A 25,881-nucleotide genomic window follows, 5' to 3' on the forward strand; every position below is an offset into this window, starting at 1 on the left:
ATTGTATTATGTTGTAAACAAAAAATGAAGAGGTACTTGTGAATAAAGAAAAAACTTTCTTATTCCCTATGGAAATAGGTATAAGAAAGTTTTTTTATTTATTGTGATTTACACTTCGTTTTCTCGTAATAATTTTCCATCGCGAAGTGTTAAAATTCGATCGCATACATCAAGCATTTTTTCATCGTGTGTAATCATAATCGCTGATTTTTTATTTTTCTTCACTTCTTGCTTCATTAATTCAACGACTTCTCTTGCACGTTTTGAATCAAGACTAGCAGTCGGTTCGTCAGCTAAAATTAAGTCTGGGTCATTCATGAACGCACGAGCAATCGCTACACGTTGTTTTTCACCGCCTGAAAGTTGATTTGGATGATGATTCATGCGATGTCCTAATCCAAATGTTTTCAGTAATTGTTCTGCAAACTTACCAGCTTCTTTTTTATCTTCTCCTTTTAACTTAGCGATATACAGAAGTTGTTCTTTTACCGTTAAGAAAGGTACGAGGTTTGCGAATTGGAATATAAATCCGATTTTTCTTAAGCGAATATCGGTCATTTCCTTTTCTGATAAGCTTGTTATATTTTGACCAGAAACATAAATGTTCCCTTTTGAAGGAGAGAGCAGTGCACCTGCAATGGAAAGTAATGTACTTTTCCCAGAGCCAGATGGACCAACAATACCGATAAATTCGCCTTCTTTTACATCTAACGTAATTGGGTGCAAGGCAGTTACCTCTGTTTCACCTTGGCCGTATACTTTGCTTACTTGATCAAGCTTTAATAATGACGCTGGGTTATCCCATTTTACTTCAGTTACCATTACATGCCACCTCCGATTGCTTCTAATGCATCTACTTTTAATACTTGATATAGAGAAATTAATGTACCCAGTATACTAATTAAGATAAAGGCACCTGTATATTGCAAGATTGTTGTTGTTGTTAATAAGAACGGCATACTAGCTGGTAGAACAGTTTCTACAGCAAAGATTAAGCCAATGCCGATGATAAGAGCAACGCCAGTTAAGACTATAGATTGTACAACTAAAGTATTTGCTAAATATGAGTTTTTTGTTCCGATTGCCTTTAATACACCTAATTGATGTGTTTTTTGTAATGTAATGACATAGAAGAAAACGCCAATTAACAATGCTGAAATTACAAGTAAGAACGCAATAATCATTGTTAATGTTCCTTGTTCTTCTTTATAACCTGGAATACTTTGCAGTACTTCTTTTTTATCAACAACTGTTGCATTATCGATTTTTTTATCAGTATTTAGGGCGATTACACTGTAATTTTTTTGATGTGGCAGTGCAATGCTGTCCCATTCATTTTCATTCATGTGAACAACAGGTGAATGACTAAACATTTGATTTTGTGTAAATCCGACAACTTTGAAAGCCTTTTTAGAAATAGGATCTACTAGCTTATCTCCAAGCTTGATTCCTTTTTCCTTAATAGATTCATCAGCAACGATTTCATTGTTTTCTAACGTACCGTTTTTTCCTTCAATCACTTTTGGAGCAATGAATGAATCTTGTTTACTTGAGAAAATAGCAACATCAACTTTATTGGAACTTCCTTCTTTTTCAAATGTTGATACTTTAATATGCATTGGAACTGCATCTTTTGCATCAACCTGTGCCAATACTTTATCTACATCTTCTTTCTTAATTTGAGAGCGTAACAATTTACCATCTGCATCATCTGATAAAATAAATTTTTCTGCTTTCATTTCGATAAAAGAAGAGGCATTAGCATGAGATAATCCATTTGCTAGACCTGATATGATAAGTACAAGAAATGATAATAACATCATGATTGTACCGATTAATCCGTAACGTAATTTCGATTGTTTTAATTCTTTAAGTGCTAAAAACATTAGATTCGTTCCTCCTTGTTTCGTTCTATGCTCTTATCATAAAGAGGAAATATGAACGGAATATGAACAAAAGGTTACAAAAGACGGGTCTACAGTTTATATATAAATATGTTGCAGAAAAAGAAGATAACTTCCTATTGTATAAAGGGAGTTATCTTCTTTTTGATCGCTGTATATTAATAAAAATTTTGTTCCTTGTTCAAAGTAGGTATTTTTTCAGTAGGCTCAGTGAATGCAGGTTATTTTTTATTTTGCATATGAATAGTCCCTTCTTGTTGTTTCGGAAGGTAAATAGAAAAAATCGTTCCTTTTCCAAGTTCACTATCCATTGTTATTGCTCCGCTATGAAGGTCAATGACTTTTTTTACAATAGAAAGGCCTAATCCGCTTCCGTTTACATTTCTGTTTCGGGCAGCATCGACTTTATGAAAACGATTAAATATTTTTTGGATTTCATTTTCAGGTATACCAATACCCATATCCGTAATCGAAATGCGCCAATCAGTTAGCTACTAATGTATCGATTGACTGCATTGATGAAATGGTGAAAGTTGTGTTGTTCCCTAATGGTAATGAAGAAAGGTTAGTGCAAGTGTTGAAGGCGCTACCTGTGCAAATATATGAACATCACCAAGAGGACATTATTGATATAAGCCCGTTAGGTATTGATAAATGGAAAGGGCTACAAAAGCTGGGGGTAGAAGAAGGAACATTCATTGCATTCGGCAACGATGCAAATGATGTACCGATGTTTGTACATGCGAAAGAGGACATTTGTATTGGCGAGCATGAAATGTTGAGATCCGCTGCATCTATGAGTCTACATAGTAATGAACAATGTATTATTCAAAAAATTATTGAGTTATCAGACTTGGAATCTAGAAAATCATGGAACTTAACAGGGGGTTTTTAAAGCAAATTAGAAGTTAATTTCTAATTTGCTTTTTCTTTATATAAAATATAAATGAGGTGATGAGATGAAACGGAAATTACCATTTTATATAATCATCATTTTAATTTTGGTTGCGTGTAATGGCTGTTCAAAAGAAAAAGAAACAAACCAACATAGCAATATGAAATTAGAGGGTATAAATTTTAATGCAACTATTGAAAGCACTGCTAATAGGGAGCTATTGCCTAATATAACTAGTGGAGGGGTTCATTTAGGATTATCTAACAGTGTTTCACATTATTGAAGCCAGCGATAAATCTTCCATATTAAGAACATGAAAATCATATATCCAAAGAGAGAATAATAATGATGCCAGTTTTCGTTGTGAGTGAATAATCCGAAGCTTTCAGCAAATTGTTCGGATATACTTGCACAAATGCCGATCAGCATAATAAATAGAATTCTTGAGAATGTAGATAAAGCTTTGGCAATATGTAAAAAGAAAGCAGTAAAGGTTGGCAATATAAATAATGTAAAAGCGATATTGACCGAAAACATATTTGGAAATGGTCTGACTGGAAAAGCATACATTTGTTTACTCACAAATAGATAGTCTAAATATGTTCCAATGAAACAGGAGAAAATGATGGCGACTATAAATGCTAGGTGATTACTCTTCTGTTTCTTCTTCTCTGAGAAGGATATTTTTTTTCGTAAGAATTGCAAGCTCAATTTTTTCCATCGTTTTACAATAGTCATCCTCAATCTTTCCATTTGTATTTTCTCCTTTATCAATGAAATAGTCTACGATACGCCAGTCTTCAAACCAGTCTCCTTTTTCTGCCTTTTCATGTTTCAAATCTTTCCATGCGTATATTAATTGAGGGCTGTATAAACGATTTGCATCTTTTCTGAGGTGACATTTTTTTATTCTACGTTTATAAAATTCACGAGAAAATGACTCATTTACATCAGAAAACAAATGAGGCCAGTAGTCTTTCCGTGAAGCAGTATGCGAATGATCGTGAGCCCAATTTATAACTTTGGATAATGTATGTTCGTTGCGAAACAATAAAGAGTATAATCGTTTGCCTAGTAGAATTCGTTCATGTAAGGAGGTAAAGTGTTTCATTGTATCACCAAATAACAATATTTTTTGTTTGGTCTCATCTTCATAGTATGGAAAAAGGATATGATTAAAACGGAAGAAGTCAAAGAGCTTAAATCCAATACTATTTAGTACGGTCTTTTTAAAGTGATCATTTTGAATGACTCTTTTTTCTAAATAGCTTTGTTCATTAATAATCGTTGCTATAGCTAATGTATAGTGATTGCCCGTTTTCCAAAAATGGTTCCACATCGTTTCCATAAACGTTGAGACATTGAGATGGGGTAGGAGGTAAAAGAGAGTTTTAGATCTTTTAAGGCTTTGTTCATATAGTAAAAATTGTGGATACACATCTTGGAAGATTAACCAGTTTCCCCGTTCTAAAAAAGAGTAGTAGGTAAGTTGGTCTTTTTCTGATAACAATCTTGTATATAAATCCCCTTTTAAATCTGTCATATTCCAACCGCCATTACGTGATACCATATGTCCAAGTAGAGCCCAGTGTATTTCAGGATGCTGAAGGTAAAACTGATAATAAGCACGTGTTCTTGTCACGTTATTTTTGTTCAGTTGTTTTGTTTGTTCTGTAATGTTATAAATAAGCATTTTTTCTTCTATTGTTAATGCAGCCTTTTTAAAGGAAGCGGTACTGCTTTTGCTTTTTTTCTTTAGTTCATTTTTTACATCTAAAAGAGAAAGCGGGATCGCTTTGGAAGACCCGTTCCATTTTCTTTTTCGATTGTTTTCATACATTTTATTTCCTCCTGTTAACATGAATTTCAACAAATAGTTTAATAGAACGGTTACCATCATTTTATTACACATATTCTGAATAAATGTGGACTGTTTTTTGGGGACATAAACAGTGTAATATTTTTTACTATAAGCACGATAAGTCTTTTGTACTATTTCATCTTCATACGAATGAGGGATTCAATAAACGTGGAACTCGATTATATTAACAGGTAGGAGCATAAAAAATATAAGGAGAGAAAAGCATGAAGAATTGGGTTCAAATTAGAATTGCACGCCCGACAGATAAATTTGAAGAAGTTATCACATTTTATGAAGAAGGATTATGCTTAAAACGGATAGGTGAGTTCCATAATCATGAAGGTTATGATGGAGTTATGTTTGGATTACCTGATGCAGAATATCATTTAGAGTTTACAAGACATATAAACGGCAGCCCATGTCCAGCTCCAACAAAAGATAATTTACTTGTATTTTATATGACTAATAAAGCTGAGATTGAAAAAGTAACTAGCAGGTTACATGCAATGGGTTATGATGAAATTGAACCAGAAAATCCATACTGGAAAGAAAAAGGTATTACAATAGAAGATCCAGATGGATGGAGAATTGTACTCATGCATATAGAGAAATAAAAGTAGTATTGTCATAAAGTACGAAAGTTGTTTATTTCAATTGTTCGGTGGATAATAATCTAAATATAATAAGAGTCTATTTTGATGATAGTGTCTTCAAAATAGACTCCAATATTTTTTGTAAACGAAGATTTATATATTTATAAATTAGCACTAACGTGTTCTTTATTTTTCCTCTCTAAATTATTTAAAAACATTTGAAATGCTTTAAATGATTGCTGGAATATTGGACTTTGGATAAAAGTGTATAGGAATGTCACGATAAAAACGGGACCCCCTAGTACATATCCAATTACTAACACAATACTTTCTACAATGACTCTAGCACGACTTACAGATAATCCAGTTTTATCCGAAATGGCAAGCATAAATCCATCCCGTGGTCCTGCACCAATTCCCGCAGCAACATACATGCCGCTCCCAATCCCTGTAATTATGATTCCAGCAAGTAAAATAAGAAGATTTATCCACAAATAATGAGTGGCCTGAGGAAGAATGTTTAGTCGTAAGAAAAAGTCCATAATAGGACCAATTAGCAGTGCGTTTAAGAATGTCCCTACGTTTATGTATTTTGGATCTACTACTAAAGAAACAAGAACGAGAAATAAGCCACATATTACACTCCATGTACCAATTGTCCATCCGAATCGCTGAAATAATGCCATATTCAGAACTTCCCATGGATGCAAGCCAAGAAATGTAACCTTTACCGCAATGGCGTTTCCGAGTCCAAAGAAAGTTAACCCTAAGAAAAAAAGAAAATACCGAAAGAGTGTGAGTCCCATCTTTAATCCCCCTAATATTATATATAATTACGTATATTACATGTGGAAATTTAGTTATACAAATATTTTGTACTCTTGTATGAAAATGAAAAAAATTATCTTTTATATATTTTTTGTAATCTTAGTTTAGGGATGATACTAATGAATAGTGAAGAAACGAAAATAATTGATAATATATTTATGATTGGTATGATTAATAGTAAAAAATTTAAAGGGGCATTGTATATGTCTGTTTTTCAATACAAAGTATTCATAGAAGTAGTAGAAAGTGGTAGTTTTCCTAGTGTTTCAGCGAGGTTACTTCCTAAATTGTAACAACAGCTGCACCTGCAACTTTTATTGCAGGCTCATCAGTACTTGGTTCTGTAGTTACATAAAGAGTTTCAGGTCTTCCTATTGCATGTCCTTGAGCAATTGTAAGATGTGTAATTTCCTTTTGGGGAATAAGGCCTTCTAAATAAAGGAACCCAGCTAATGCACCATTTGAAGCTCCTGTTACAGGATCTTCTGGTATACCAATACCAGGTGCGAAATACTAAATGTAATGAAAAAACGACATGGTTACAGTCAAAAACTTTAAAAAGTTTCGCCATGAGGATTATAATAAAGAGAGATTCATGAAAAAGGAGTGAAATAATTTGAAACAAGAGCTTATAGAAAGATTCACAAGATATGTGAAAATAGATACACAATCGAATGAAGAAAGTCATACGGTGCCATCAACACCAGGACAAATCGAGTTTGGAAAATTACTAGTTGAAGAATTAAAGCAAATTGGTTTGACAGAAGTAACGATGGATGAAAATGGATATGTCATGGCAACACTTCCTGCCAATACGGAAAAGGATGTTCCTGTAATTGGTTTTTTAGCTCATTTAGATACAGCAACTGATTTTACAGGAAAGAATGTGAAACCGCAAATTCATGAGAATTTTGATGGGAAGGCAATTACATTAAATCAGGAATTGAATGTTGTTTTAACACCAGAGCAGTTTCCAGAACTGCCATCATATAAAGGGCATACCCTGATTACGACGGATGGAACAACACTTCTTGGTGCAGATGATAAAGCAGGCCTTACAGAAATTATGACGGCTATGAATTATTTATTACATAACCCACAAATTAAACATGGAAAGATTAGAGTAGCATTTACGCCTGATGAAGAAATCGGCCGTGGACCATCTCACTTTGATGTGAAAGCTTTTGGAGCATCTGTCGCTTATACAATGGATGGAGGTCCGCTTGGAGGATTGGAGTATGAGAGCTTCAATGCTGCAAGTGCAAAACTTACTTTTAAAGGCAATAATACGCATCCTGGAACAGCAAAAAATAAAATGCTCAATGCAAGTAAGTTAGCGATGGAGTTTCATGCGCAGTTACCAGTAGAAGAGGCGCCAGAATATACAGAGGGATATGAAGGTTTCTATCATCTTATTTCTGTGAATGGTGAAGTTGAGCAAAGTAAATCTCATTACATTATTCGAGATTTTGAACGTGAAAATTTTGAGGCTCGTAAAGAAAAAATTACGAATATTACGAAGCAGATGCAAGAGAAGTATGGTGAGGAAAATATTATTCTTGAGATGAATGATCAGTATTATAATATGCTTGAGAAAATTGAGCCGGTTAGGGAAATTGTTGATATTGCGTATGAAGCGATGAAAACTCTAGATATTGAACCAAGTATTCAACCAATTCGCGGGGGGACCGATGGCTCTCAATTATCATATATGGGCTTGCCGACGCCAAACATTTTTACTGGTGGGGAAAACTATCACGGTAAATTTGAATACGTTTCTGTTGATAATATGGAAAAAGCTGTTCAGGTTATTATAGAAATAGCACGATTATTTGAAGAGCAGGCATAAAAAAAGAGATCCGGGTAATAATAGCTACCCGGATTTCTTCTGCTGCCATTTCTTAATTGTGAGTTTTTAGTTTACTTGTCTATAAGTGAACGTAAGGTGTAATAGAATCCATAAGGAGGTATGTTATGAGTGAAAATGAACTTCTTGGATATATAGGCACGTATACAAGAGGTGATAGTAAAGGGATTTACAGATTTATACTCGATACAAAAGCAGCAAACAGAGGACATAATAGTATTGCTATCTTTCGTGTGAATTAGGACTTAGGGAAGCTTACTTTTATTGAAACTGTATCGACAAAAGGGGATTGGCCACGAGATTTTGTTTTGGATCCTGCTGAAAAGTTTATGGTTGTTTCTAATGAGAAATCTAGTAGCCTTGTGTTATTTTCTAGAAATGAGACTACAGGACAATTAATATTTTTACAGTCAGATGTGATAGTGCCAGACCCAGTATGCGTGAAGTTTTTACACGATTGATTACAGTTGATTTATGATATGAACAATAGATAGGTTTTACTTATTGAAATGAACCTATCAATTGTTGTGTTAAAGAATTTAATACAGAACTCGCCATAAATAAAAGGTCGCATAGGATTCCCAATTCTTCCATGCTGAAGCATACTCTCTTATTTCTTTTTTTGTTGGTTTTTGATCTGATCCTGTTAAAAGCTTAATTACATTTTGTAGGCCTACATCATCAATTGGAAAAGCAGACGGGAATCTTAGACAACGCATTAAAACATAATTTGCTGTCCATGGTCCAATACCACGTATGTCGGTTAATGTTTTCTCAGCATCTTTTAGGCCGCTTTTTATGAACGATTCTTTACTTAGGTTGCCTTGTGTAATGAGTTTTGCGACACCAATAAGATATTCACATTTCCTCGTAGTCATTTTTAATTCTGTTAGATCTTTTACTGTTAGATTTGCGATGACCTCTGGTGATGGGAATATCCAATATTTCTGTCCATTCCATTCGATATGTTCGCCGAAGGATTCAACAAATCGTCTTTTTAACGTATATGCAAATGTGAGATTAATTTGTTGACCAAGAATACCCCAACATAGTGCCTCAAATAAATTAGGGATTCCCATATTACGGAGTCCGTAATATTCGTTGATTGGTGTAGACAGAAGTACATCGTCTTTTGCTAAATCGTAAAATGGAGTTAGATCCGTATCTAAATCAAACCATTCTCTTACATATCTCGCTACTGTAGCGCGAACCCATTTCTCAGGTGGTGTCTCATCACCTAAAAAGCGAACATGGATGTTTCCCTCATCATTTACACTTGTTTCTAATTGTAATCTTTCATTTGGCATAGGATCACCTCCAAAATTAGTATGCCCTGAAAAAAGTACACATGTACGCATTTACGAATGTAAGAGCAAGATTACAAAGGTGAAAAAATGATAGTCTCTTTATTTTGTGTTAGCATGTAAGCAGAAAATAAAAATATGAGGCGAGTATTAATGCTATGACATCAAGAGGGGGAACAAAAAGTGAAATTTATTTCGTGGAATGTAAATGGTTTACGAGCAGTTATTGCAAAAGGTGGTTTTATAGAATACTTAGAGGAAGCGGATGCGGATATTTTTTGTTTACAAGAAATTAAATTGCAGAGTGGACAAATCGATCTAAATCCTGAAGGGTACTATGTATACTGGAATTATGCTGTGAAAAAAGGTTATTCAGGAACTGCTATTTTTACAAAAAAAGAACCGCTTTCTGTTACATATGGCTTAGGGATTGAAGAGCATGATCAGGAAGGAAGATTAATTACATTAGAATTTGAGGGTTTTTATCTGTTAACGCTCTATACACCGAATGCCAAAAGAGGGTTAGAACGTTTAGATTACCGAATGGAATGGGAGGATGCCTTTTTATCTTATATTAAGCAATTAGATAAAAAGAAGCCTGTTATTCTTTGTGGTGATCTGAATGTGGCACATAAAGAAATCGATTTAAAAAATCCAAAAACAAATCGGAAAAATCCAGGATTTTCAGATCGAGAAAGAGAAAAATTTACTCGGATTGTGGATGAAGGATTTATCGATACATATCGTTATTTATACCCTGATCAAGAAGGGGCTTATTCATGGTGGTCTTACCGTATGAATGCAAGAGCGAAAAACATTGGTTGGCGTTTAGATTACTTCGTCGTCTCTGAAAGATTAAAAAATCAAATTGTTGATGCGAAAATCAATAGTGAAGTAATGGGGTCAGATCATTGTCCTGTTGAATTACATATGGAATTTTAGAAAAAATAAAAAAGCAGTATCTATCTAAAATGTACCCTATAGAATAGACACTTAAAAAAAGTCTATTCTATAGGGTATTTCTTGTATAATAGGAGAAAAATTAGAATCGGAGAAATTTCACAATGACGAAAAAGCTATTTACAGAAAAAGAGGTTCAAACGCTATCAAAGAATCCATACGTAAAATCTATGAGTGAGAAAGGAATTACTTATACAGACGACTTTAAGCGCATATTTATTGAAGAAAATAGAAAAGGAAAGTTACCACGAGACATTTTTGAAAAATATGGTTTTGATATAGATATGATCGGAATGAAGCGTGTTACGTCGTCAAGAGATAGATGGTGTGCCGCTTATAGAAAAAATGGTGTATTAGGATTACGTGATACACGTAAAGAAAACCTAGGGAGATCTTTAGAGAGAGAACTTACTTTAGAGGAAAAGTATGCGCGTTTAGAAGCTGAACGGAACTTACTAAAAGCTGAAAATGAGCTGTTAAAAAAGATCAAACTTATGGAAGGGAGGATGAAAAGGAAATAACGTTACTACCTAGTAAAAAATATATCTTGATTCGTTCTGTTATCGTAAAATATAACCTAAGAAATATGGTGAGTCACTTATGTAAGATAGCTGGCGTTTCACGTTCTGGATATTATAACTATTTCTCTTTGAAAGCTAGAGAACAACGAAAACAAATGGATAAAAAAGACGAGAAAGTGAAGAGAATCATATTAAAAGCTTTTCATTTTAAAGGACGTCAAAAAGGAGCCCGTCAAATAAAAATGACATTGGAGGGGCAATTTCATATTGTTTACAATTTGAAGCGTATACGAAGAATTATGAAAAAATACAAGATTGTTTGCCAGATTCGGAAAGCGAATCCTTATAAAAAAATGATGAAAGCGACGCAAGAACATAGAGTGGTCCCAAACTTATTAAAGCGAGAATTCAAACAAAACATCCCGGGAAAAGTATTACTTACCGATATCACTTATTTATTTTACGGAAAAGGAAAGAAAGCGTATTTATCGACTATTAAGGATGGATCAACCAATGAAATTTTGGCTTACCACGTTTCTAGTCGAATTACGTTAGATTTAGCCATAGATACACTTGTAAAGCTAAAGAAGAATAGAAAGGTAAAGTTAGCCGAAGGAGCATTTATTCATTCTGATCAAGGCTCTCACTATACAAGTCCTATTTATCAAAAGTTGGTCAAGAAATATAGATTAGGACAATCCATGTCAAGAAGAGGAAACTGTTGGGATAACGCCCCACAAGAATCATTTTTTGGTCATTTTAAAGATGAAGCATATATAAAACCTTGTGAGTCTTTTGCACAATTAAAAAATGAAATTAAGAACTACATGACGTATTACAATCATTATAGATATCAATGGAATTTAAAAAAGATGACTCCTGTTGAATACAGAAATCATCTTTTTGATGTTGCATAACTTTTTTTAAAAATGTCCTTTACAAAGGGTACAGATTAATCTTGGATGAAGGATAGATACTGCTTTTTTATTTGTTTTGTTAAAATTTTTCAAATCATTCTTGAAATAATTCATTTATAACTATATAATTAGTAACGATAATCATTATCATTTAATAAGAGTAGAAGATAATTTATTATTAGGGGAAGTGAAATAAATGATTTGCAGTTTTAAATAGATGTATTGTAAGGGGATACATGGAAAGAATATTTCACTAAAATACTATATTTAAAGATTACAAATTTGGAGAGGAGTATTTATAAACATGAATAAGAAATTATTTACACTAGGGATGGTTACAGTATTAAGCGTAGGTCTTGCAGCATGTAACAGCACGGAAAAAAGCTCAGGCGAACAAAAACAAGAATCGAAAGCAACTGAAACGAAAAAAGATGAGACACGAAAGATTACATACTTAGGAAAAGAATATACAGTACCCGCGAAAGTAACGAACATTGTAACTGCTAGTTTAGAATCAATGGAGGATGCGGCGGTACTTGGTATTAAACCAGTAGGAGCAATTACTGTAAGTGGAAAGTTACCAGCGAACGTTGCGAAAAATTTAGAAGGTGCAAAATCTATCGGGGAGAAAATGCAACCGAATTTTGAAACATTACTTCAATTAAAACCAGATGTAATTACATCTAGTTCAAAATTCCCACCAGAGGCTGGTGAAAAGTTTACGAAGATAGCTCCAACGATTCCAATATCACATGTTTCAACAGATTGGGAAGATAATTTAAAGCTGATGGGGGAACTTTCTGGTAAAAAAGATAAGGCAGAAAAAATTATTAAAGATTATAAAGCTGATGCCGCAAAAGCAAAAGAAAAGATTGGAGATAAATTAAAAGATAAAAAGGTGCTTGTAATAAGACTAAGAGCGAATAGCTTATACCTTTATCCAGAAGGAGTATACTTCAATCCTGTAATTTATAAAGATCTAGGATTAACTGTTCCAGAACAAATTAAATCTGTAAAAGCACAAGAAAAAATTTCTTTAGAAAAACTGGCTGAAATCAATCCGGATTATGTATTCTTGCAATATGAGGCAAGCGAAAATGATAAACCAAAAGTATTAGAAGAATTAGAAAGTAATCCAATTTGGCAAAGTATGAATGCTGTAAAAGATAAAAAAGTATTTGTAAATACTGTTGATCCAATCGCGCAAGGTGGTACTGCTTGGAGTAAAACAGCATTTTTAAAAGAAGCAGTGAAAAATTTATCTAAATAATTAAATAGGTAAGGTGCGTTGAATGATATGCGGAAAATAAATGCAGTACCAATGATAATTTTATGCTTAGCGCCCATATTTATTTTACTTACAGTTATGCTATCTATTTTATATGGGGCAAAAAATATCGATTTTGAAACAGCTTGGAATGCATTGTTTCATTTTGATTCAGGAAATGTAAATCATAATATTATTATTACTTCTCGTTTACCAAGGGTAGTTGCAGCTCTTTTAGTCGGAGCATTTCTAGCCATATCAGGAGCACTTATGCAGGGGATGACAAGGAACTATCTTGCATCCCCTTCTATTATGGGTGTGACGGATGGCTCAGCTTTTGTGATTACAATGTGTATGGTATTTCTTCCTGGAATGTCTTCAGTTGGTATGATTTTATGTTCTATGCTTGGCTCGGCATTAGGGGCAGGAATTGTTTTTGGTTTTGGTTCACTGCTTCGAAACGGATTATCACCAGTTCGATTGGCGATTATAGGAACTGTTATAGGGACATTTTTAAGTAGTATTTCTGCAGCGATTGCTTCCTATTTTCAAGTTTCTCAAAATATTAGTTTTTGGTATAACACAAGATTAGATCAAGTGGATCCGAATGTACTTAAGTTAACAATTCCTTTCGGTATAGTTGGCATTATTTTAGCCCTTCTAATTTCAAAATCTATTACGATTCTTTCGTTAGGAGAAGAGGTTTCTATTAATTTAGGACAGCGTACAAAGCTTGTAAAAGCTACTGCAATTCTATCTGTTGTATTTTTAACAGGTACTGCGGTTGCTTTAGTTGGAAAAATAGGTTTTGTAGGATTAATTATCCCTCATATTACTCGCTTTTTAATCGGGGTAGATTATAAATGGATCGTGCCTTGTGCTGGGGTAATTGGTGGGGTTTTTCTAGCTTTATGTGATGTATTAAGTAGATTTGTAAATTATCCATTTGAAACACCGATAGGAGTCGTTACGTCTTTAATTGGAATTCCTTTCTTCCTTTATTTAATTCGAACAAGAGGAGGAGAGAAGCATGCTTAAAGGTTCAAGTCAGCGTTTTGTAATGACAATGGGGATTATTATATTTTTAATTTTGAGTGCCATTTATATTAGTTTAACGAATGGTACGTTTGACATTACGATTACAGACGTATTTCGAACAATATTTCGGATTGACCCTGTACCTGAACATGATTTAGTTATATTTGATTTTAGGCTTCCGAGAATCGTAATCGCAGGATTAGTAGGATTAGGTCTTGGGATTGCAGGTGCTGTTATTCAAGGGGTTACAAGAAATGGTTTAGCTGATCCTGGTATTTTAGGGATTAATGCGGGAGCGGGTACTGCAATTGTGATCTTTATGTTTTTCTTCCAAGGACAAATGAAAAGCACAGATTGGATTTCTATTATGATGATGCCATTGTTTGGTCTAGTCGGCGGGCTAGGTGCTGCTATATTAATTTATATGTTTTCTTGGCGAAGTGGAAAATTAGATTCACAGCGTCTTTTGCTAACAGGGATTGCGATAGGTTCAGGCTTCGGAGCATTTTCTATGTATGTATCATTGAAGATGAAAGCAACTGACTTTGAAATGGCTGCTGTGTGGGTTTCGGGAAGTATATATAATGCAAACTGGAAGTATATTATTGCTATGTTGCCATGGCTCATTATCTTAATTCCAATTATCAAAAGAAAAGCGTATTTACTCGACTTATTTCAATTGGAAGAGACGAGTATAACAAGTTTAGGAGTTTCAGTAGAAAGAGAAAAATCGATTTTATTATTAAGTAGTATTGGGTTAGTGAGTGCATGTGTTTCTATTTCAGGAAGCATTGGATTTATTGGTCTAATGGCACCACATATTGCGAAACGTCTGGTCGGCATTCATCATAATCATGTAATTCCTGTATGCGGTGCAATTGGAATGTTACTCGTGATTACTTCGGACTTTATTGCAAAAACTGTTTTTGCACCAGCTGAATTACCAGTTGGGATTGTAATTTCGATTGTTGGTGTACCATATTTCCTATATTTGTTATACAAAGCAAAGGCGTAAGAGGAGTAAGAGGAGTGATAGAAAGTGAAGGTTCTAAGCGCTGAGAATTTAGAAACGAGCTATGAAAAATTCACGGTGTTTCGTGATTTGAATGTAGAAATACAAAAAGGAAAAGTCACCACAATTATTGGTCCAAATGGTTGTGGAAAGTCAACATTATTAAAAACAATGGGCCGAATTTTAAAACAAAAAAGTGGAAAAGTGTATTTACAAGGACAAGATTTAACTACAATTCCTACAAAACAAATTGCGAAGCAGCTAGCATTACTTCCGCAAAACCCAATTGCTCCGGGAGAGCTTAAGGTAGAAGAATTGATTTCTTATGGACGCTATCCACATCGAAACAATGTAAATAAATTATCATCCAAAGATAAAGAAATTATTGAATGGACGATGGATATTACAAAAACGACTGCTTTTCGCAAACGCCAAATTGCAAATTTATCCGGTGGACAAAGGCAAAAAGTATGGTTAGCGATGGCATTAGCACAAGAAACGGAAGTTCTATTATTAGATGAACCGACTACATATCTTGATATGTCTCATCAATTAGAAGTATTGCAAATTATTGAACGGTTAAACAGAGACCATAAATGCACAGTTGTTATGGTTTTACATGACATTAATCATGCAGCGCGATTCTCAGATGAGATTATTGCAATGAAAGAAGGGAAAATCGTGACAACTGGAAGCCCGGTAAATATTATTACAAATGAAGTGTTAAAAAATGTATTTCATATTGACGCACGCGTCATGATAGACCCATATAATGGTGCTCCTGTATGTTTCGGTTATGATAGTCTGTTCCAAGAAGAAAATACTGAAATATATGTAACTAGCTAAAATGATAAAAGGAGGGGGAATCACATGAATACTAGTATTGAAAAAAAGGATGTTACTATTTCGAATACAGAGCAGTGGAAGATGGATTCGAAACTAGGAAATCGTGAATATCAAATTTATATTTCGAAGCCAAAGCAACCCGCTCCAGAATCTGGATATCCCGTGATTTATGTATTAGATGGAAATGCATTTTTTCAAACGTTCCAAGAAGCTATGAAGATTCAATCGGTAAGAGCAGAAAAAACAGGAGTGGCACCAGCGATTATTGTTGGTGTTGGTTATCCAATCGAAGGAGTTTTTGCGGCTTCTGAAAGGTGCTACGATTTTACCCCTTCTTCACCTTCGGTGGATGCACCGCCGAAACCTGATGGGAAACCGTGGCCTAAGTCAGGAGGAGCGAATGAGTTTTTAGAATTTATTCAAGATGAATTGAAGCCACAAATTGAAAAGGATTTTGAGATTGATAAAGAAAGACAAACAATATTTGGACATTCACTTGGTGGATTATTTGCTTTACATGTATTATTTACAAATATAAATGCTTTTCAAAATTATTTCATCAGTAGCCCATCGATTTGGTGGAATAACAAGTCTATTCTTGAAAAGGAAGCAGCGTTTATAAATGAACTGAGTAGAGCGAGTTCTGAAGTCGGAGTCTTTCTGACAGTGGGAGCATTAGAAAGAGATCATATGGTTCAAGATGCAAATGCATTATCTGAGCGTTTAATGAACTTGCAACATAATAAGTTTCGATTTGCATTTTATGAAGCTGAGGGAGAGAATCATGCATCAGTAGTGCCAACTGCTTTAAGTAAGGCACTGCGCTTTGTAAGCAATTTATTCTAATCGTTGTTTTTTAGTAGAAGTGAACTTGTGTGGGAATTGCTTTCGTAGTTGAGTTCTGTCATATAAGTAACGAATAAATAGAGGATATAGGTTGTTATTTGATTCTTATATAGGGTATCACCATATGTAAGTTTAATGCTATAATTGGTATACTCATGGGGGCATTGTTCCTTATGGATGAGGATAAACTTTAAGAAGGTGATAAAATGGATCATAATGAAAAAGCAGAGGTTACTACCCATAGATCGGATAAAGAAAAAGAACAAATCATGAATAGGTTAAAGAGAATTGAAGGGCAAGTACGTGGTATCCAGAATATGATTGAAAATGATCGCTATTGTGTTGATATTTTAGTGCAGATTTCAGCTATTAATGCTGCAATGAAGAAGGTTGGTATGGGGATACTTAAAAATCATACAAATCATTGTGTTTCGAATGCTATTAAAGATGGTAATGGAGACGAAGCAATTGAAGAGTTAATGACAGTGTTTGAACGATTCTCAAAAGCGTGATAGAACAAGCTAGTATTGGATCTAGCTTGTTTTTTATTTTTTCATGGAAAAGTTTTTTATCTGTGTTGATACTTTTATACACAGTGTTATTTTAAAATTTAATTTTAGTAAATGTACCTGGAAATGTTGTTTATCCATGGGTAGTTCCAATGTTATTTAGCTCACATGAAGGGCTTTTATTAATTATCCAATTAGGATTATAAGTTTGACGAGTCTTTTTATAATGGAGTTAATTTCATTAATTAGAGAGCATAAACGAAGAATATAACATTTTAAACATAAAAAATAGCCTTCTCATAAGCGAGAAGGCTATTTTTTATTATTTTACTGCTTCTTTTAGTTCTTTACCAGCTTTAAATGCAGGTACTTTTGAAGCTGCGATTTGCATTTCTTCACCTGTTTGTGGGTTACGGCCTGTACGAGCAGCTCTTTCACGAACTTCAAATGTACCAAATCCGATAAGTTGTACTTTTTCACCAGCAGCTAAAGTATTTGTGATTGATTCTACTACAGATTGCACAACTACAGTAGCTTCTTTTTGAGAAATTTCAGCTGTTTGTGCTACATTTTTAATTAATTCTGTTTTATTCATATCTTCACCTCATATGTAAATAATGCTATTTAAGTTGTTATTATAACGTATAAAAGAGAAGAGAACAAGTGTACTATAGGTTTTCTCTTAAATTCTTTTTGCTAAGCAGTTACAGATTTTTTCTTTAATTCCGTTGTTTTGCTTTTTGATTGCTCTCGTTTGTTATAAGCCAAGAAGTAAGGGAGCGCTACAAATAGCATACCGCCGACTAAGTTCCCAAAGAAGACGACAATGAAATTTGGTAAGTATTCCATCCAAGTTAGATGCCCTGCAAAGATAGCGGCTGGTATAACGAACATATTGGCAACAACGTGTTGGAAGCCAATTGCAACGAAAGTCATAACGGGAAACCAGATACCAATCACTTTTCCTGCGAATTCTTTGCTACCCATACTGATCCAAACTGCTAGGCAAACAAGCCAGTTACATCCAATAGCAGAGACAAATGCCTGTAACGGTGTATCATGTAGTTTTGCTTGAGCGATAGATAAAGTTTTTGCTAAAAATTGTCCCTCTGTTAATCCAACGATGTGGCCAAAAAAATAAGCTACAAATACAGCACCCAAAAAATTACTAATTGTAACAATTAGTAAATTTTTTAATACTTTAGAGAAAGGAATTTTTTTTGAAAACCAAGCGATAGGTACGGTCATCATATTACCGGTCACTAGTTCACCACCGGCAAGAATAACTAGAATTAGGCCGATAGGGAAAACAGCGGCTCCTAGAAAACTAGTAAAGGAACCCCAAGATTTTGGCATTGTTCCAATGACGTGAATATCAAGTAAATAACCTAACGCGATGAAAGCGCCGCCAAAAAAACCTAAAATCAACATAGGTAGTAGCGGTAAAAGTGCTTTTTTTTGACCCGAATTCGCGGCCAATTCAGTAATCTCTTGTGGTGCATAGACAGACATAAATAACCCCTCCATATTTTGATACATTACTCCATTTCCATTAATGAGTTTTTCTGTCTCATTAATGGTTAAATTGATAAATCCGGGGGAACGAGAAAAATCCCTCGATTAAGCATTTTCTGTTCTCAGAACATGAAGACGAGGCTTTTTCGGAATGAACACAAAAAATACCAAAAATGATACTCATCTTGGTAAGTAAAAGTAAAAATTACTTAGAGTAGTTCTGTAGAATCTTTTATCAACAATAAAATATGAATAAAAAGTACATGCATTGCATATCATGTCGATAAATTTATGTTATATAATTTGAATAATTTTGTCAATTAGTGGTAAAAACAAATGGATAGAAGTTAGGATATTCTATGAAAAATGATAGACATATGGAAACAATGATAAAAGTGAGATACGGGAAATGAGTAAAATTATTTTTAATAAAATATAAATGAAACAACTAAAGGAGATGGGGATTAGACAGTCTATGTCACGTAGAGGAAGCTGTCTAGATAATGCCCCAATGAAATCCTTTTTCGGTCATATGAAAGATGAATTAGATTATAAGTGTTATAAAACATATATAATGTTGAAAAACATATGTTTTTCAATTCATCAGTTAGGAAGTGATTGATGATGAATAAACCGTGGATCGCTAATAAACCATGGATCGGTAATAAACCAATAGATAAAATTTTTTCTAAGCATAAAATAAGCACTGAGCTGAAGGTGGAAAAAAATGCCCCCTCATGGATTGGAATAGAAGAAAATTCATTTTCAGAGAGTGGAATGGAAAAAAACCCCTACTCATGGATTGGAATAGAAGAAAATTCATTTTCAGAGAGTGGAATGGAAAAAAACCCCTACTCATGGATTGGAATAGAAGAAAATTCATTTTCAGAGAGTGAAGTGGAAAAAAACGACTCTTTATGGATTGGAATAGAAGAAAATTCATTTTCAGAGAGTGAAGTGGAAGAAAGTTCAGCGACAACATCAATTGTAAAAATCCCGGTTGTATTAGCAGAGAGAACAATTCAAGTTGTTGTAGAAGCAAATATTTCATTGGATCCTTTGGCAATCGAAATTAAACGTGTGTTGAAAAATGTATTTTTAACACACTGTAAGTTAGTTCCTGTAGCGTTTACGTCGGTACTAGGTACCAATTATCGCCGAGTCACAAGAGCAAAATTATTTGTAGAGGGCTATATTCGAAATAGCATTGAATATGTTGCTGATCAGTGTAATGGATTATTGTATAGTCGGATTGTTAATATTTCGTTTTCTAGATTCCTAGATTTGACAGCAGGTGATTTTATAATACAGCCTTTATTGGTAGCTTTTTTAGATACTACATCCCACTTGATTAATCCTAAGGGTGGCTATTTACCCCAGTTAGATACAAATTCTTTTGGAAATCCAGTTTTTTATAATAAACAACCGTATTGTGAATTAGTCAGAGCTAATTTTTATGAGTTTGATTTTTCACCATGTTTAACAAATTTGAACGAGTCATGTAGCAAACTTTGTAAAATCGTACTAGATCTTACTTTGAACATCTTACAGGTACAGCAAGTACAAGTTTGAAAGATAGACAGACATCGTCTTTTTTTATAATAAAAGTTGATGTCTTTTTTTTTATTATAAAACATATATAATGTTGAAACGATTATGGGTTTAAAAAAATACGTAAGTCTTTCAATTCATCAGTTAGGAAGTGATTGACGATGAATAAGCCATGGATTAGTAATAAAATGATAGATAAAATTTTTTCTGAGCATAAAATCATCTCGGAGCTGGAAGTGGAAGAAAGTTCACCTTCAGAGATCGGGATGGAAGGAAATCTATTTTCAGAGAGTGAAGTGGAAGAAAGTTTACCTTCAGGGATCGGGATGGAAGAAAATCTATTTTCAGAGAGTGAAGTGGAAGAAAGTTCACCTTCAGGGATCGGGATGGAAGAAAATCTATTCTCAGAGATCGAGAAGGAAGATAATTCACCTCCTGAATTAAAAGAAGGAAGATTAGCATGTCTCATGACAGTGGAAATACCATTTTCCACCATTGCTGAAGTGACTGATTTTTTAATCTCACCTATTGTGAGTAGTACGAATGAAGAAGTATTTGCATTTCAAAACGAAGAGAATGAAACATTTCGTGAGTTAGATACAAAGTTGTTAGCTACGGTACATCATTATAACGAACAGCCATATTGTCGTTTAATTTCTTCAAAGCTTTTTGAAAAGAGGATTTTTCTAGAATTTTCGAGTGAGAATTATATAAAACATAGCGGGGAAAATCAGTTAGAGCAATCTTTATGGGTTCCTATACACAATTTGAATTTAAAGCAGAGAAACGAGAAAAAAAGCAGTAATTATGTAACGACGAAACTGCCAGTTGAAATAGGGAAGTATAAAACGGAAATTAGTTTAGAAGAAAGAGTGATGTTTCAAGAAGAAGTAGAAATTAAAGAAGTTTTACAAGAAATTGTTTTGACAGATAGTAAATTTTTTTCTCAAAAAGTTCTAAAATCAAAAGAGAATTCAGTAACAATTGAAAAAGGGAAGTTGTTGGTAGAAGGCTATGTTGTGCAGCGAATTGAATATACAATGGGGTGTTCTAATGAGCAAAGTAATGGATTAGTTAGGTATCAGTTACTGCAAAAAATAGTGCTTGAGTTAATCGTTCAAATATTACAAGAACAAGAAGTGCAAGTGGAAATTATGTAATCACTATTGCCACAGTGTATATAAAACATTTTTCTTGACTTTTTATATGCGGACGAGGAAAATGGTAAAAAAGGAAGGAGGGGTGATAATGGAAGAGTACGTATTGGATCTTTATAATGTATTGTATACAACAGATTGGCAAGATATTGTTTCATTTCTTGGAATTTTATTTTGTTTGAAAATTGTTATTGTGTACATGGAAGAGCAAGGTATGTTCTATTCCTTCTCATCTCCGTCCGATTTAGAGCGGGAACCGTTGCTCAACTATGCCAATATAAAACAGACGGAACTTCCTTTTATCACATTCTTTATGATTCGGTTTATAACAGCCATTGTGAAGAAAAAAGAAGCCGAAGAAGGAGATTGCTATCCGACTTGTAATACAGCGTATTGTTTATAAGCTAAATACAAGGAGGAGAATAATATGTGGTTTCGATTTCTTATGATTGGTTTCTTTTCATTAACAGCAATTTCTTTAATGGGATATCAAGTATCAGAGATTTTTCAAGCATATAGTGACATGTTTTTTAACAAAAACTAAACGAATTGCTATTTCAATAATAAAGCGATAAAATCCTTCTTAAGAAGTATGATTAAGAAGGATTTTTTCTTTGTTTGATTTCAGTGTGTCAAAGTATTGTCACATTTGCACTATGAATAATATGTTAAAATAGTGTAGTTAACTGTACATATGTAGAAGAGGAAGAGGGAGTGAACAATTTGATAGATCAATCAACGAATCAGAAAAGCTATGCTCCTATTGTGATAACGCTTTCTGTAGTTGTCAATGCGATTATTTTATTTTTGTTTTTTGGACCTGTTGGCTACAAAGGGAAGGTACATTTTGATGTAACAATCTTGCCGATGTTAAATGCAATTTTTAATAGCTTTACATTTGTATTTTTATTGGCAGCATTGTTTTCTATTATTAAAAAGAATGTAAAGATGCACCGAGGTTTTATTCTTGCGGCATTTACAACAACATTGCTATTTTGTGTTTCATATTTATCGTATCATTATTTAGCACCAGCAACGCATTTTGGTGGGCAAGGTATCATTAAATATGTGTACTTCTTTATTTTAATTACGCATATTTTCCTTGCGGCAATTATTGTACCGCTTGCATTATTCTCGCTTGTATATGGTTTTACAAACCAATTGACTCGTCATCGTAAGATTGTACGTTGGACGATGCCAATTTGGTTATACGTAAGTCTTTCTGGTGTTATTGTTTACTTAATGATTTCACCGTATTATCAATAAAAAATCTCAGCCTTTGGGCTGGGATTTTTTTATTCCACTATTCATAGGTAGTAATATCCCACAACTCAAGATTTAAAGAGAGGTGAAGAAGGTAGGGGGAGGGGAAATCTGATTGGTGAGGGCTAACTTTCACTGAGGAAAGATTCACTTTATGAAGCAAATATTTTTGTGAAATGAACAAAATATGTTATACAAAAGTATAGTAACTTTTATATTGGAAGGATGGGTAGGGAATTATGCAAAATTTTATATTTCGTAATCCGACAAAGCTTATTTTTGGGCAAGGGCAATTAGAACAATTAAAAACAGAGATTCCTCAGTATGGTAAAAAGGTTCTTCTCGTATATGGCGGGGGAAGTATTAAACGAAATGGCGTATATGATAATGTAATCTCTATATTAAACGAAATTGATGCGGAAATTTTTGAATTAACAGGCGTTGAGCCGAACCCACGTTTATCTACTGTAAATAAAGGAATTCAAATCTGTAAAGAAAATGATATTGAATTTATTTTAGCTGTCGGTGGTGGAAGTGTCATCGATTGTACGAAAGCAATTGCTGCAGGTAGTAAATATGATGGTGATGTATGGGATATTGTGACAAAGAAAGCATTTGCAAATGAAGCTTTACCATTTGGTACAGTACTAACTCTTGCAGCGACAGGTTCTGAGATGAACGCAGGGTCTGTTATTACAAATTGGGAAACGAATGAAAAGTATGGGTGGGGTAGTCCTGTTACGTTCCCACAGTTTTCTATTTTAGATCCAGCGCATACAGCTTCTGTACCAAGAAATCAAACTATTTATGGTATGGTTGATATTATGTCTCATGTATTAGAACAATACTTTCATCAAGGTTCAAATACAGAATTACAAGACCGCTATTGTGAATCTATTTTAAAAACAGTCATTGAAACAGCCCCGAAACTTTTAAACGATTTAGAAAACTATGAGCATCGAGAAACAATTTTATATTGTGGAACGATGGCGCTAAATGGCATTTTAGCAATGGGTGTCCGCGGTGATTGGGCAACGCATAATATTGAGCATGCCGTTTCAGCTGTGTATGATATTCCACATGGCGGTGGTTTAGCGATTTTATTCCCAAATTGGATGAAGCATGTTTTAGATGGAAATGTAGATCGGTTTAAACAATTTGCGATGCGTGTGTTTCATATAGAGATGGAAGGGAAAACGGATAAGGAAATTGCGGTGGAAGGTATCGAAGCGTTGCGAAGCTTCTGGACATCTATTGAAGCACCGTCTCGTTTAGCTGACTATGAAATTGGAGAAGAGAAAATTGATGTAATGGCTGAAAAAGCGATGGTTTATGGTGAATTTGGTCATTTTAAAAAATTAAATAAAAAAGATGTAGTAGAGATTTATAGAGCTTCATTATAAAGGATAAAGATAATTCAAAGAACCTTCTTGATACGTATCAAGAAGGTTCTTTGAATGTTATTGAACGGTTTAGTGGCTTTATTTGAATGAATTTGAATGTTTTTGATTGATTTTTGAATCCGATTTCATTATACTGTAATTAAAGAAGAGGTGAGTGATATGTTAACTCCTGAACGTCATCAGCTAATTTTACAGCTTGTGAAAGAGAAAAAAGTAGTGAAATTACAACAGTTGGTGGAAGAAACAAAAAGTTCAGAATCAACAATCCGTCGTGATTTAGCGCAATTAGAGAAAGAGCGTTTATTAAAAAGAGTCCATGGCGGGGCTGCTGTATTAACTGGAAAAGGTGAAGAGCCTACGATGGTTGAAAAATCAGCCAAAAACATTCAAGTGAAAAAACAAATCGCTAAGCATGCTGCGTCTTTTGTAGCAAAAGGTGATTGTATTTATTTAGATGCGGGAAGTACAACGTTTGAAATGATTCCGTATTTAATAGAGAAAGAAGTTACAGTTGTAACAAATGGACTTATGCATATTGAAGCGCTAGTTGAAAATAATATTCGTGCTTACTTGCTTGGTGGGATGATGAAGAGTCGAACAAAGGCTTTAATTGGTGCGATGGCACAGGAAAGTATGCAGCAGTATCGATTTGATAAGTGTTTCTTAGGGGCGAATGGTGTACATGAACAGCTTGGATATACAACACCTGATCCTGAAGAAGCATTGCTGAAAAAAAGGGCGTTAACATTAGCGAATGAAGGTTATTTTTTAATAGATGAAAGTAAATTTGCCGAAGTTGCATTTGCGAAAATTGCAAGTATTGAAGAAGCGACAATTATTACAAATGCATTAGAAGAAGAGCAAGAAGAATATAAACGAAAAACAAATGTAATTGAGGTTGATAAACGATGATTTATACAGTTACTTTAAATCCATCGATTGATTATGTTGTTCAAGCAGAGTATTTCACACTGGGAACTGTCAATCGAGCGGAAAACGATATGAAATTTCCTGGTGGGAAAGGGATTAATGTATCCCGTGTGCTTCATCGGATGGGAATAGATAATACAGCGCTTGGTTTTATAGGCGGATTCACAGGTCAATTTATTGAAGATGTTTTGAAAAGTGAAGGTGTTAGGACGAATTTTGTTCATGTAGATGGAGATTCGCGTATTAATGTGAAAATAAAGGGACAGGAAGAAACAGAACTGAACGGGCAAGGGCCTGTTATTACGGATGAGCAGCTCGGGCAGTTGATGAACAAAATTGAAGATATGCAGGCTGGTGATTATCTTGTGTTAGCTGGTAGTATTCCGGCATCGATTCCAAAAACATTTTATGAAACGATTGCTGCTTTTGGGGCAAGACGTCACATTAACGTCATTGTTGATGCGAGCGGAAGTGCGCTTCAGTATGTGATTCAAAATAAGCCATTTTTAATCAAGCCGAATCATTATGAGCTTGGAGAATTATTTGGAGAAAAGCTTTCAACAGTAGAAGAAATTATTCCATATGGAAAAAAGTTAATTGAACAAGGTGTACAGAATGTAATTGTTTCTATGGCAGGAGATGGAGCTTTATTATTTACAAGTAAAGGAATATATGAGGCAACCGTACCAAAAGGAACAGTTATCAATTCTGTCGGAGCGGGAGACTCTCTTGTTGCAGGTTTTGTGGGGATATATGAAAAAACGAAAGATGTTGAAGAAGCAATTCGTTATGGTGTAGCAACAGGAAGTGCAACAGCTTTTTCAGCTGATTTATGTACGAAAGATAAAGTAGAGGAATTATTATCGCAAGTAATGATTACAAAGCGGTAGGGGG

28 protein-coding genes and 3 pseudogenes are annotated in these 25,881 nt (G+C 34.2%); 21 read left to right on the forward strand and 10 right to left on the reverse strand.

Translation table 11 applies throughout. The features are described from left to right. Positions 1-108: 108 nt before the first annotated feature. From MHH45_RS25245 to MHH45_RS25255, 3 genes are all read right to left on the reverse strand, one after another. Entirely contained in the window at positions 109-822 is a 714-nt protein-coding gene (locus tag MHH45_RS25245; protein ID WP_016115862.1) for an ABC transporter ATP-binding protein, read from the reverse strand. Next, on the reverse strand, positions 822-1,886 hold the full coding sequence (locus MHH45_RS25250) for an ABC transporter permease (RefSeq protein ID WP_016115861.1): 1,065 nt from the start codon (positions 1,884-1,886) through the stop codon (positions 822-824). The genes MHH45_RS25245 and MHH45_RS25250 overlap by 1 nt, the downstream gene beginning before the upstream one ends. Before the next feature lie 239 nt (positions 1,887-2,125). Beyond that, entirely contained in the window at positions 2,126-2,365 is a 240-nt protein-coding gene (locus MHH45_RS25255; protein ID WP_016115860.1) for an ATP-binding protein, read from the reverse strand. Between the two features lie 62 nt (positions 2,366-2,427). Between MHH45_RS25255 and MHH45_RS25260 the strand changes: the two genes are divergently transcribed. Continuing rightward, positions 2,428-2,799, forward strand: a complete 372-nt coding sequence (locus MHH45_RS25260; RefSeq protein ID WP_016133211.1) for an HAD hydrolase family protein — start codon at positions 2,428-2,430, stop codon at positions 2,797-2,799. Positions 2,800-2,863: 64 nt separating this feature from the next. After that, entirely contained in the window at positions 2,864-3,082 is a 219-nt protein-coding gene (locus tag MHH45_RS25265; RefSeq protein ID WP_088094493.1) for a transcriptional regulator, read from the forward strand. On the opposite strand, the gene MHH45_RS25270 is transcribed toward MHH45_RS25265, so the two are convergent. Together MHH45_RS25270 and MHH45_RS25275 are read right to left on the reverse strand one after the other, a co-directional pair. Beyond that, the gene (locus MHH45_RS25270; protein WP_016115857.1) at positions 3,076-3,510 is read right to left on the reverse strand and encodes a CBO0543 family protein; all 435 of its coding nucleotides are present in this window, start codon (positions 3,508-3,510) and stop codon (positions 3,076-3,078) included. The genes MHH45_RS25265 and MHH45_RS25270 overlap by 7 nt on opposite strands. Next, positions 3,449-4,660 carry a DUF2515 domain-containing protein gene (locus MHH45_RS25275; protein WP_170927965.1) on the reverse strand — a complete coding sequence of 404 codons (1,212 nt, stop codon included), beginning with the start codon at positions 4,658-4,660 and terminating at the stop codon, positions 3,449-3,451. Before MHH45_RS25275 ends, MHH45_RS25270 begins: the two co-directional genes overlap by 62 nt. Positions 4,661-4,884: 224 nt before the next feature. Between MHH45_RS25275 and MHH45_RS25280 the strand changes: the two genes are divergently transcribed. Further along, positions 4,885-5,274: a VOC family protein gene (locus MHH45_RS25280; protein ID WP_016115855.1), complete on the forward strand. Its 390-nt coding sequence runs from the start codon at positions 4,885-4,887 to the stop codon at positions 5,272-5,274. 140 nt (positions 5,275-5,414) lie between these two features. Here MHH45_RS25280 and MHH45_RS25285 read toward each other — a convergent pair whose 3' ends face one another. After that, entirely contained in the window at positions 5,415-6,059 is a 645-nt protein-coding gene (locus tag MHH45_RS25285; RefSeq protein WP_088094494.1) for a YczE/YyaS/YitT family protein, read from the reverse strand. Between the two features lie 141 nt (positions 6,060-6,200). Between MHH45_RS25285 and MHH45_RS25290 the strand changes: the two genes are divergently transcribed. After that, complete coding sequence (locus tag MHH45_RS25290) at positions 6,201-6,374, forward strand: hypothetical protein (RefSeq protein WP_016131861.1); 174 nt, start codon at positions 6,201-6,203, stop codon at positions 6,372-6,374. On the opposite strand, the pseudogene MHH45_RS25295 reads toward MHH45_RS25290, so the two are convergent. After that, positions 6,364-6,591: pseudogene (locus MHH45_RS25295) on the reverse strand (PhzF family phenazine biosynthesis protein); the annotation flags it as partial. The gene MHH45_RS25290 and the pseudogene MHH45_RS25295 sit on opposite strands and share 11 nt — an antisense overlap. A gap of 106 nt (positions 6,592-6,697) precedes the next feature. On the opposite strand from MHH45_RS25295, the gene pepT reads away from it, so the two are divergent. Further along, positions 6,698-7,930 carry a peptidase T gene (pepT, locus tag MHH45_RS25300; protein ID WP_088094495.1) on the forward strand — a complete coding sequence of 411 codons (1,233 nt, stop codon included), beginning with the start codon at positions 6,698-6,700 and terminating at the stop codon, positions 7,928-7,930. 212 nt (positions 7,931-8,142) lie between these two features. Beyond that, positions 8,143-8,409, forward strand: a pseudogene (locus tag MHH45_RS25305) (lactonase family protein); the annotation flags it as partial. Between the two features lie 78 nt (positions 8,410-8,487). Here the strand turns inward: MHH45_RS25305 and MHH45_RS25310 are convergent. Continuing rightward, positions 8,488-9,234: pseudogene (locus MHH45_RS25310) on the reverse strand (DNA-3-methyladenine glycosylase family protein); the annotation flags it as partial. Positions 9,235-9,435: 201 nt separating this feature from the next. Here MHH45_RS25310 and MHH45_RS25315 point away from each other — a divergent pair. From MHH45_RS25315 to MHH45_RS25350, 8 genes are all read left to right on the forward strand, one after another. Next, positions 9,436-10,194, forward strand: a complete 759-nt coding sequence (locus tag MHH45_RS25315) for an exodeoxyribonuclease III (RefSeq protein WP_016131858.1) — start codon at positions 9,436-9,438, stop codon at positions 10,192-10,194. 122 nt (positions 10,195-10,316) lie between these two features. Beyond that, a protein-coding gene (locus tag MHH45_RS25320; protein ID WP_340862129.1) for an IS3 family transposase occupies positions 10,317-11,650 on the forward strand; the annotation gives its coding sequence in 2 pieces (ribosomal slippage) (positions 10,317-10,704 and positions 10,704-11,650; 1,335 coding nt in all). A 304-nt stretch (positions 11,651-11,954) separates the two neighbouring features. Beyond that, positions 11,955-12,920, forward strand: a complete 966-nt coding sequence (locus MHH45_RS25325; RefSeq protein ID WP_016115848.1) for an iron-hydroxamate ABC transporter substrate-binding protein — start codon at positions 11,955-11,957, stop codon at positions 12,918-12,920. Positions 12,921-12,947: 27 nt separating this feature from the next. Then, the gene (locus MHH45_RS25330) at positions 12,948-13,955 is read left to right on the forward strand and encodes a FecCD family ABC transporter permease (RefSeq protein WP_033671417.1); all 1,008 of its coding nucleotides are present in this window, start codon (positions 12,948-12,950) and stop codon (positions 13,953-13,955) included. Beyond that, complete coding sequence (locus MHH45_RS25335; protein ID WP_016131856.1) at positions 13,948-14,970, forward strand: FecCD family ABC transporter permease; 1,023 nt, start codon at positions 13,948-13,950, stop codon at positions 14,968-14,970. The genes MHH45_RS25330 and MHH45_RS25335 overlap by 8 nt, the downstream gene beginning before the upstream one ends. Positions 14,971-14,994: 24 nt before the next feature. After that, positions 14,995-15,813: an ABC transporter ATP-binding protein gene (locus MHH45_RS25340; RefSeq protein WP_016131855.1), complete on the forward strand. Its 819-nt coding sequence runs from the start codon at positions 14,995-14,997 to the stop codon at positions 15,811-15,813. Positions 15,814-15,837: 24 nt separating this feature from the next. Continuing rightward, a complete protein-coding gene (locus MHH45_RS25345) occupies positions 15,838-16,659 on the forward strand; it encodes an alpha/beta hydrolase (protein WP_016115844.1) in 822 nt (273 codons plus the stop codon). A gap of 206 nt (positions 16,660-16,865) precedes the next feature. After that, positions 16,866-17,171, forward strand: a complete 306-nt coding sequence (locus tag MHH45_RS25350; RefSeq protein WP_016115843.1) for a metal-sensing transcriptional repressor — start codon at positions 16,866-16,868, stop codon at positions 17,169-17,171. A 319-nt stretch (positions 17,172-17,490) separates the two neighbouring features. Here the strand turns inward: MHH45_RS25350 and MHH45_RS25355 are convergent, their stop codons facing one another. Next, positions 17,491-17,763, reverse strand: coding sequence for an HU family DNA-binding protein (locus MHH45_RS25355; protein WP_003199316.1), 273 nt, complete (start codon positions 17,761-17,763; stop codon positions 17,491-17,493). A gap of 101 nt (positions 17,764-17,864) precedes the next feature. Continuing rightward, on the reverse strand, positions 17,865-18,680 hold the full coding sequence (locus tag MHH45_RS25360) for a formate/nitrite transporter family protein (RefSeq protein WP_088094648.1): 816 nt from the start codon (positions 18,678-18,680) through the stop codon (positions 17,865-17,867). Between the two features lie 900 nt (positions 18,681-19,580). Between MHH45_RS25360 and MHH45_RS25365 the strand changes: the two genes are divergently transcribed. The 7 genes from MHH45_RS25365 (at position 19,581) to pfkB (ending at position 25,877) form a co-directional block, all read left to right on the forward strand. Next, complete coding sequence (locus MHH45_RS25365) at positions 19,581-20,255, forward strand: CsxC family protein (RefSeq protein ID WP_340863456.1); 675 nt, start codon at positions 19,581-19,583, stop codon at positions 20,253-20,255. Positions 20,256-20,395: 140 nt separating this feature from the next. Beyond that, positions 20,396-21,394 carry a BC_2427 family protein gene (locus MHH45_RS25370; protein WP_016131851.1) on the forward strand — a complete coding sequence of 333 codons (999 nt, stop codon included), beginning with the start codon at positions 20,396-20,398 and terminating at the stop codon, positions 21,392-21,394. Positions 21,395-21,482: 88 nt separating this feature from the next. Continuing rightward, positions 21,483-21,794 carry a hypothetical protein gene (locus MHH45_RS25375; RefSeq protein WP_016115838.1) on the forward strand — a complete coding sequence of 104 codons (312 nt, stop codon included), beginning with the start codon at positions 21,483-21,485 and terminating at the stop codon, positions 21,792-21,794. 320 nt (positions 21,795-22,114) lie between these two features. Then, complete coding sequence (locus MHH45_RS25380) at positions 22,115-22,657, forward strand: DUF420 domain-containing protein (RefSeq protein ID WP_033671477.1); 543 nt, start codon at positions 22,115-22,117, stop codon at positions 22,655-22,657. Between the two features lie 236 nt (positions 22,658-22,893). Next, positions 22,894-24,057, forward strand: a complete 1,164-nt coding sequence (locus MHH45_RS25385) for an iron-containing alcohol dehydrogenase (RefSeq protein ID WP_077295783.1) — start codon at positions 22,894-22,896, stop codon at positions 24,055-24,057. A gap of 159 nt (positions 24,058-24,216) precedes the next feature. Further along, a complete protein-coding gene (locus tag MHH45_RS25390; RefSeq protein ID WP_016115835.1) occupies positions 24,217-24,969 on the forward strand; it encodes a DeoR/GlpR family DNA-binding transcription regulator in 753 nt (250 codons plus the stop codon). Continuing rightward, positions 24,966-25,877, forward strand: coding sequence for a 1-phosphofructokinase (gene pfkB / locus MHH45_RS25395; RefSeq protein ID WP_016131849.1), 912 nt, complete (start codon positions 24,966-24,968; stop codon positions 25,875-25,877). Before MHH45_RS25390 ends, pfkB begins: the two co-directional genes overlap by 4 nt. Positions 25,878-25,881 lie beyond the last annotated feature (4 nt).

Origin of the sequence: Bacillus sp. FSL K6-0042 (assembly GCF_038006685.1) — a bacterium.
GTDB lineage: Bacteria > Bacillota > Bacilli > Bacillales > Bacillaceae_G > Bacillus_A > Bacillus_A pseudomycoides.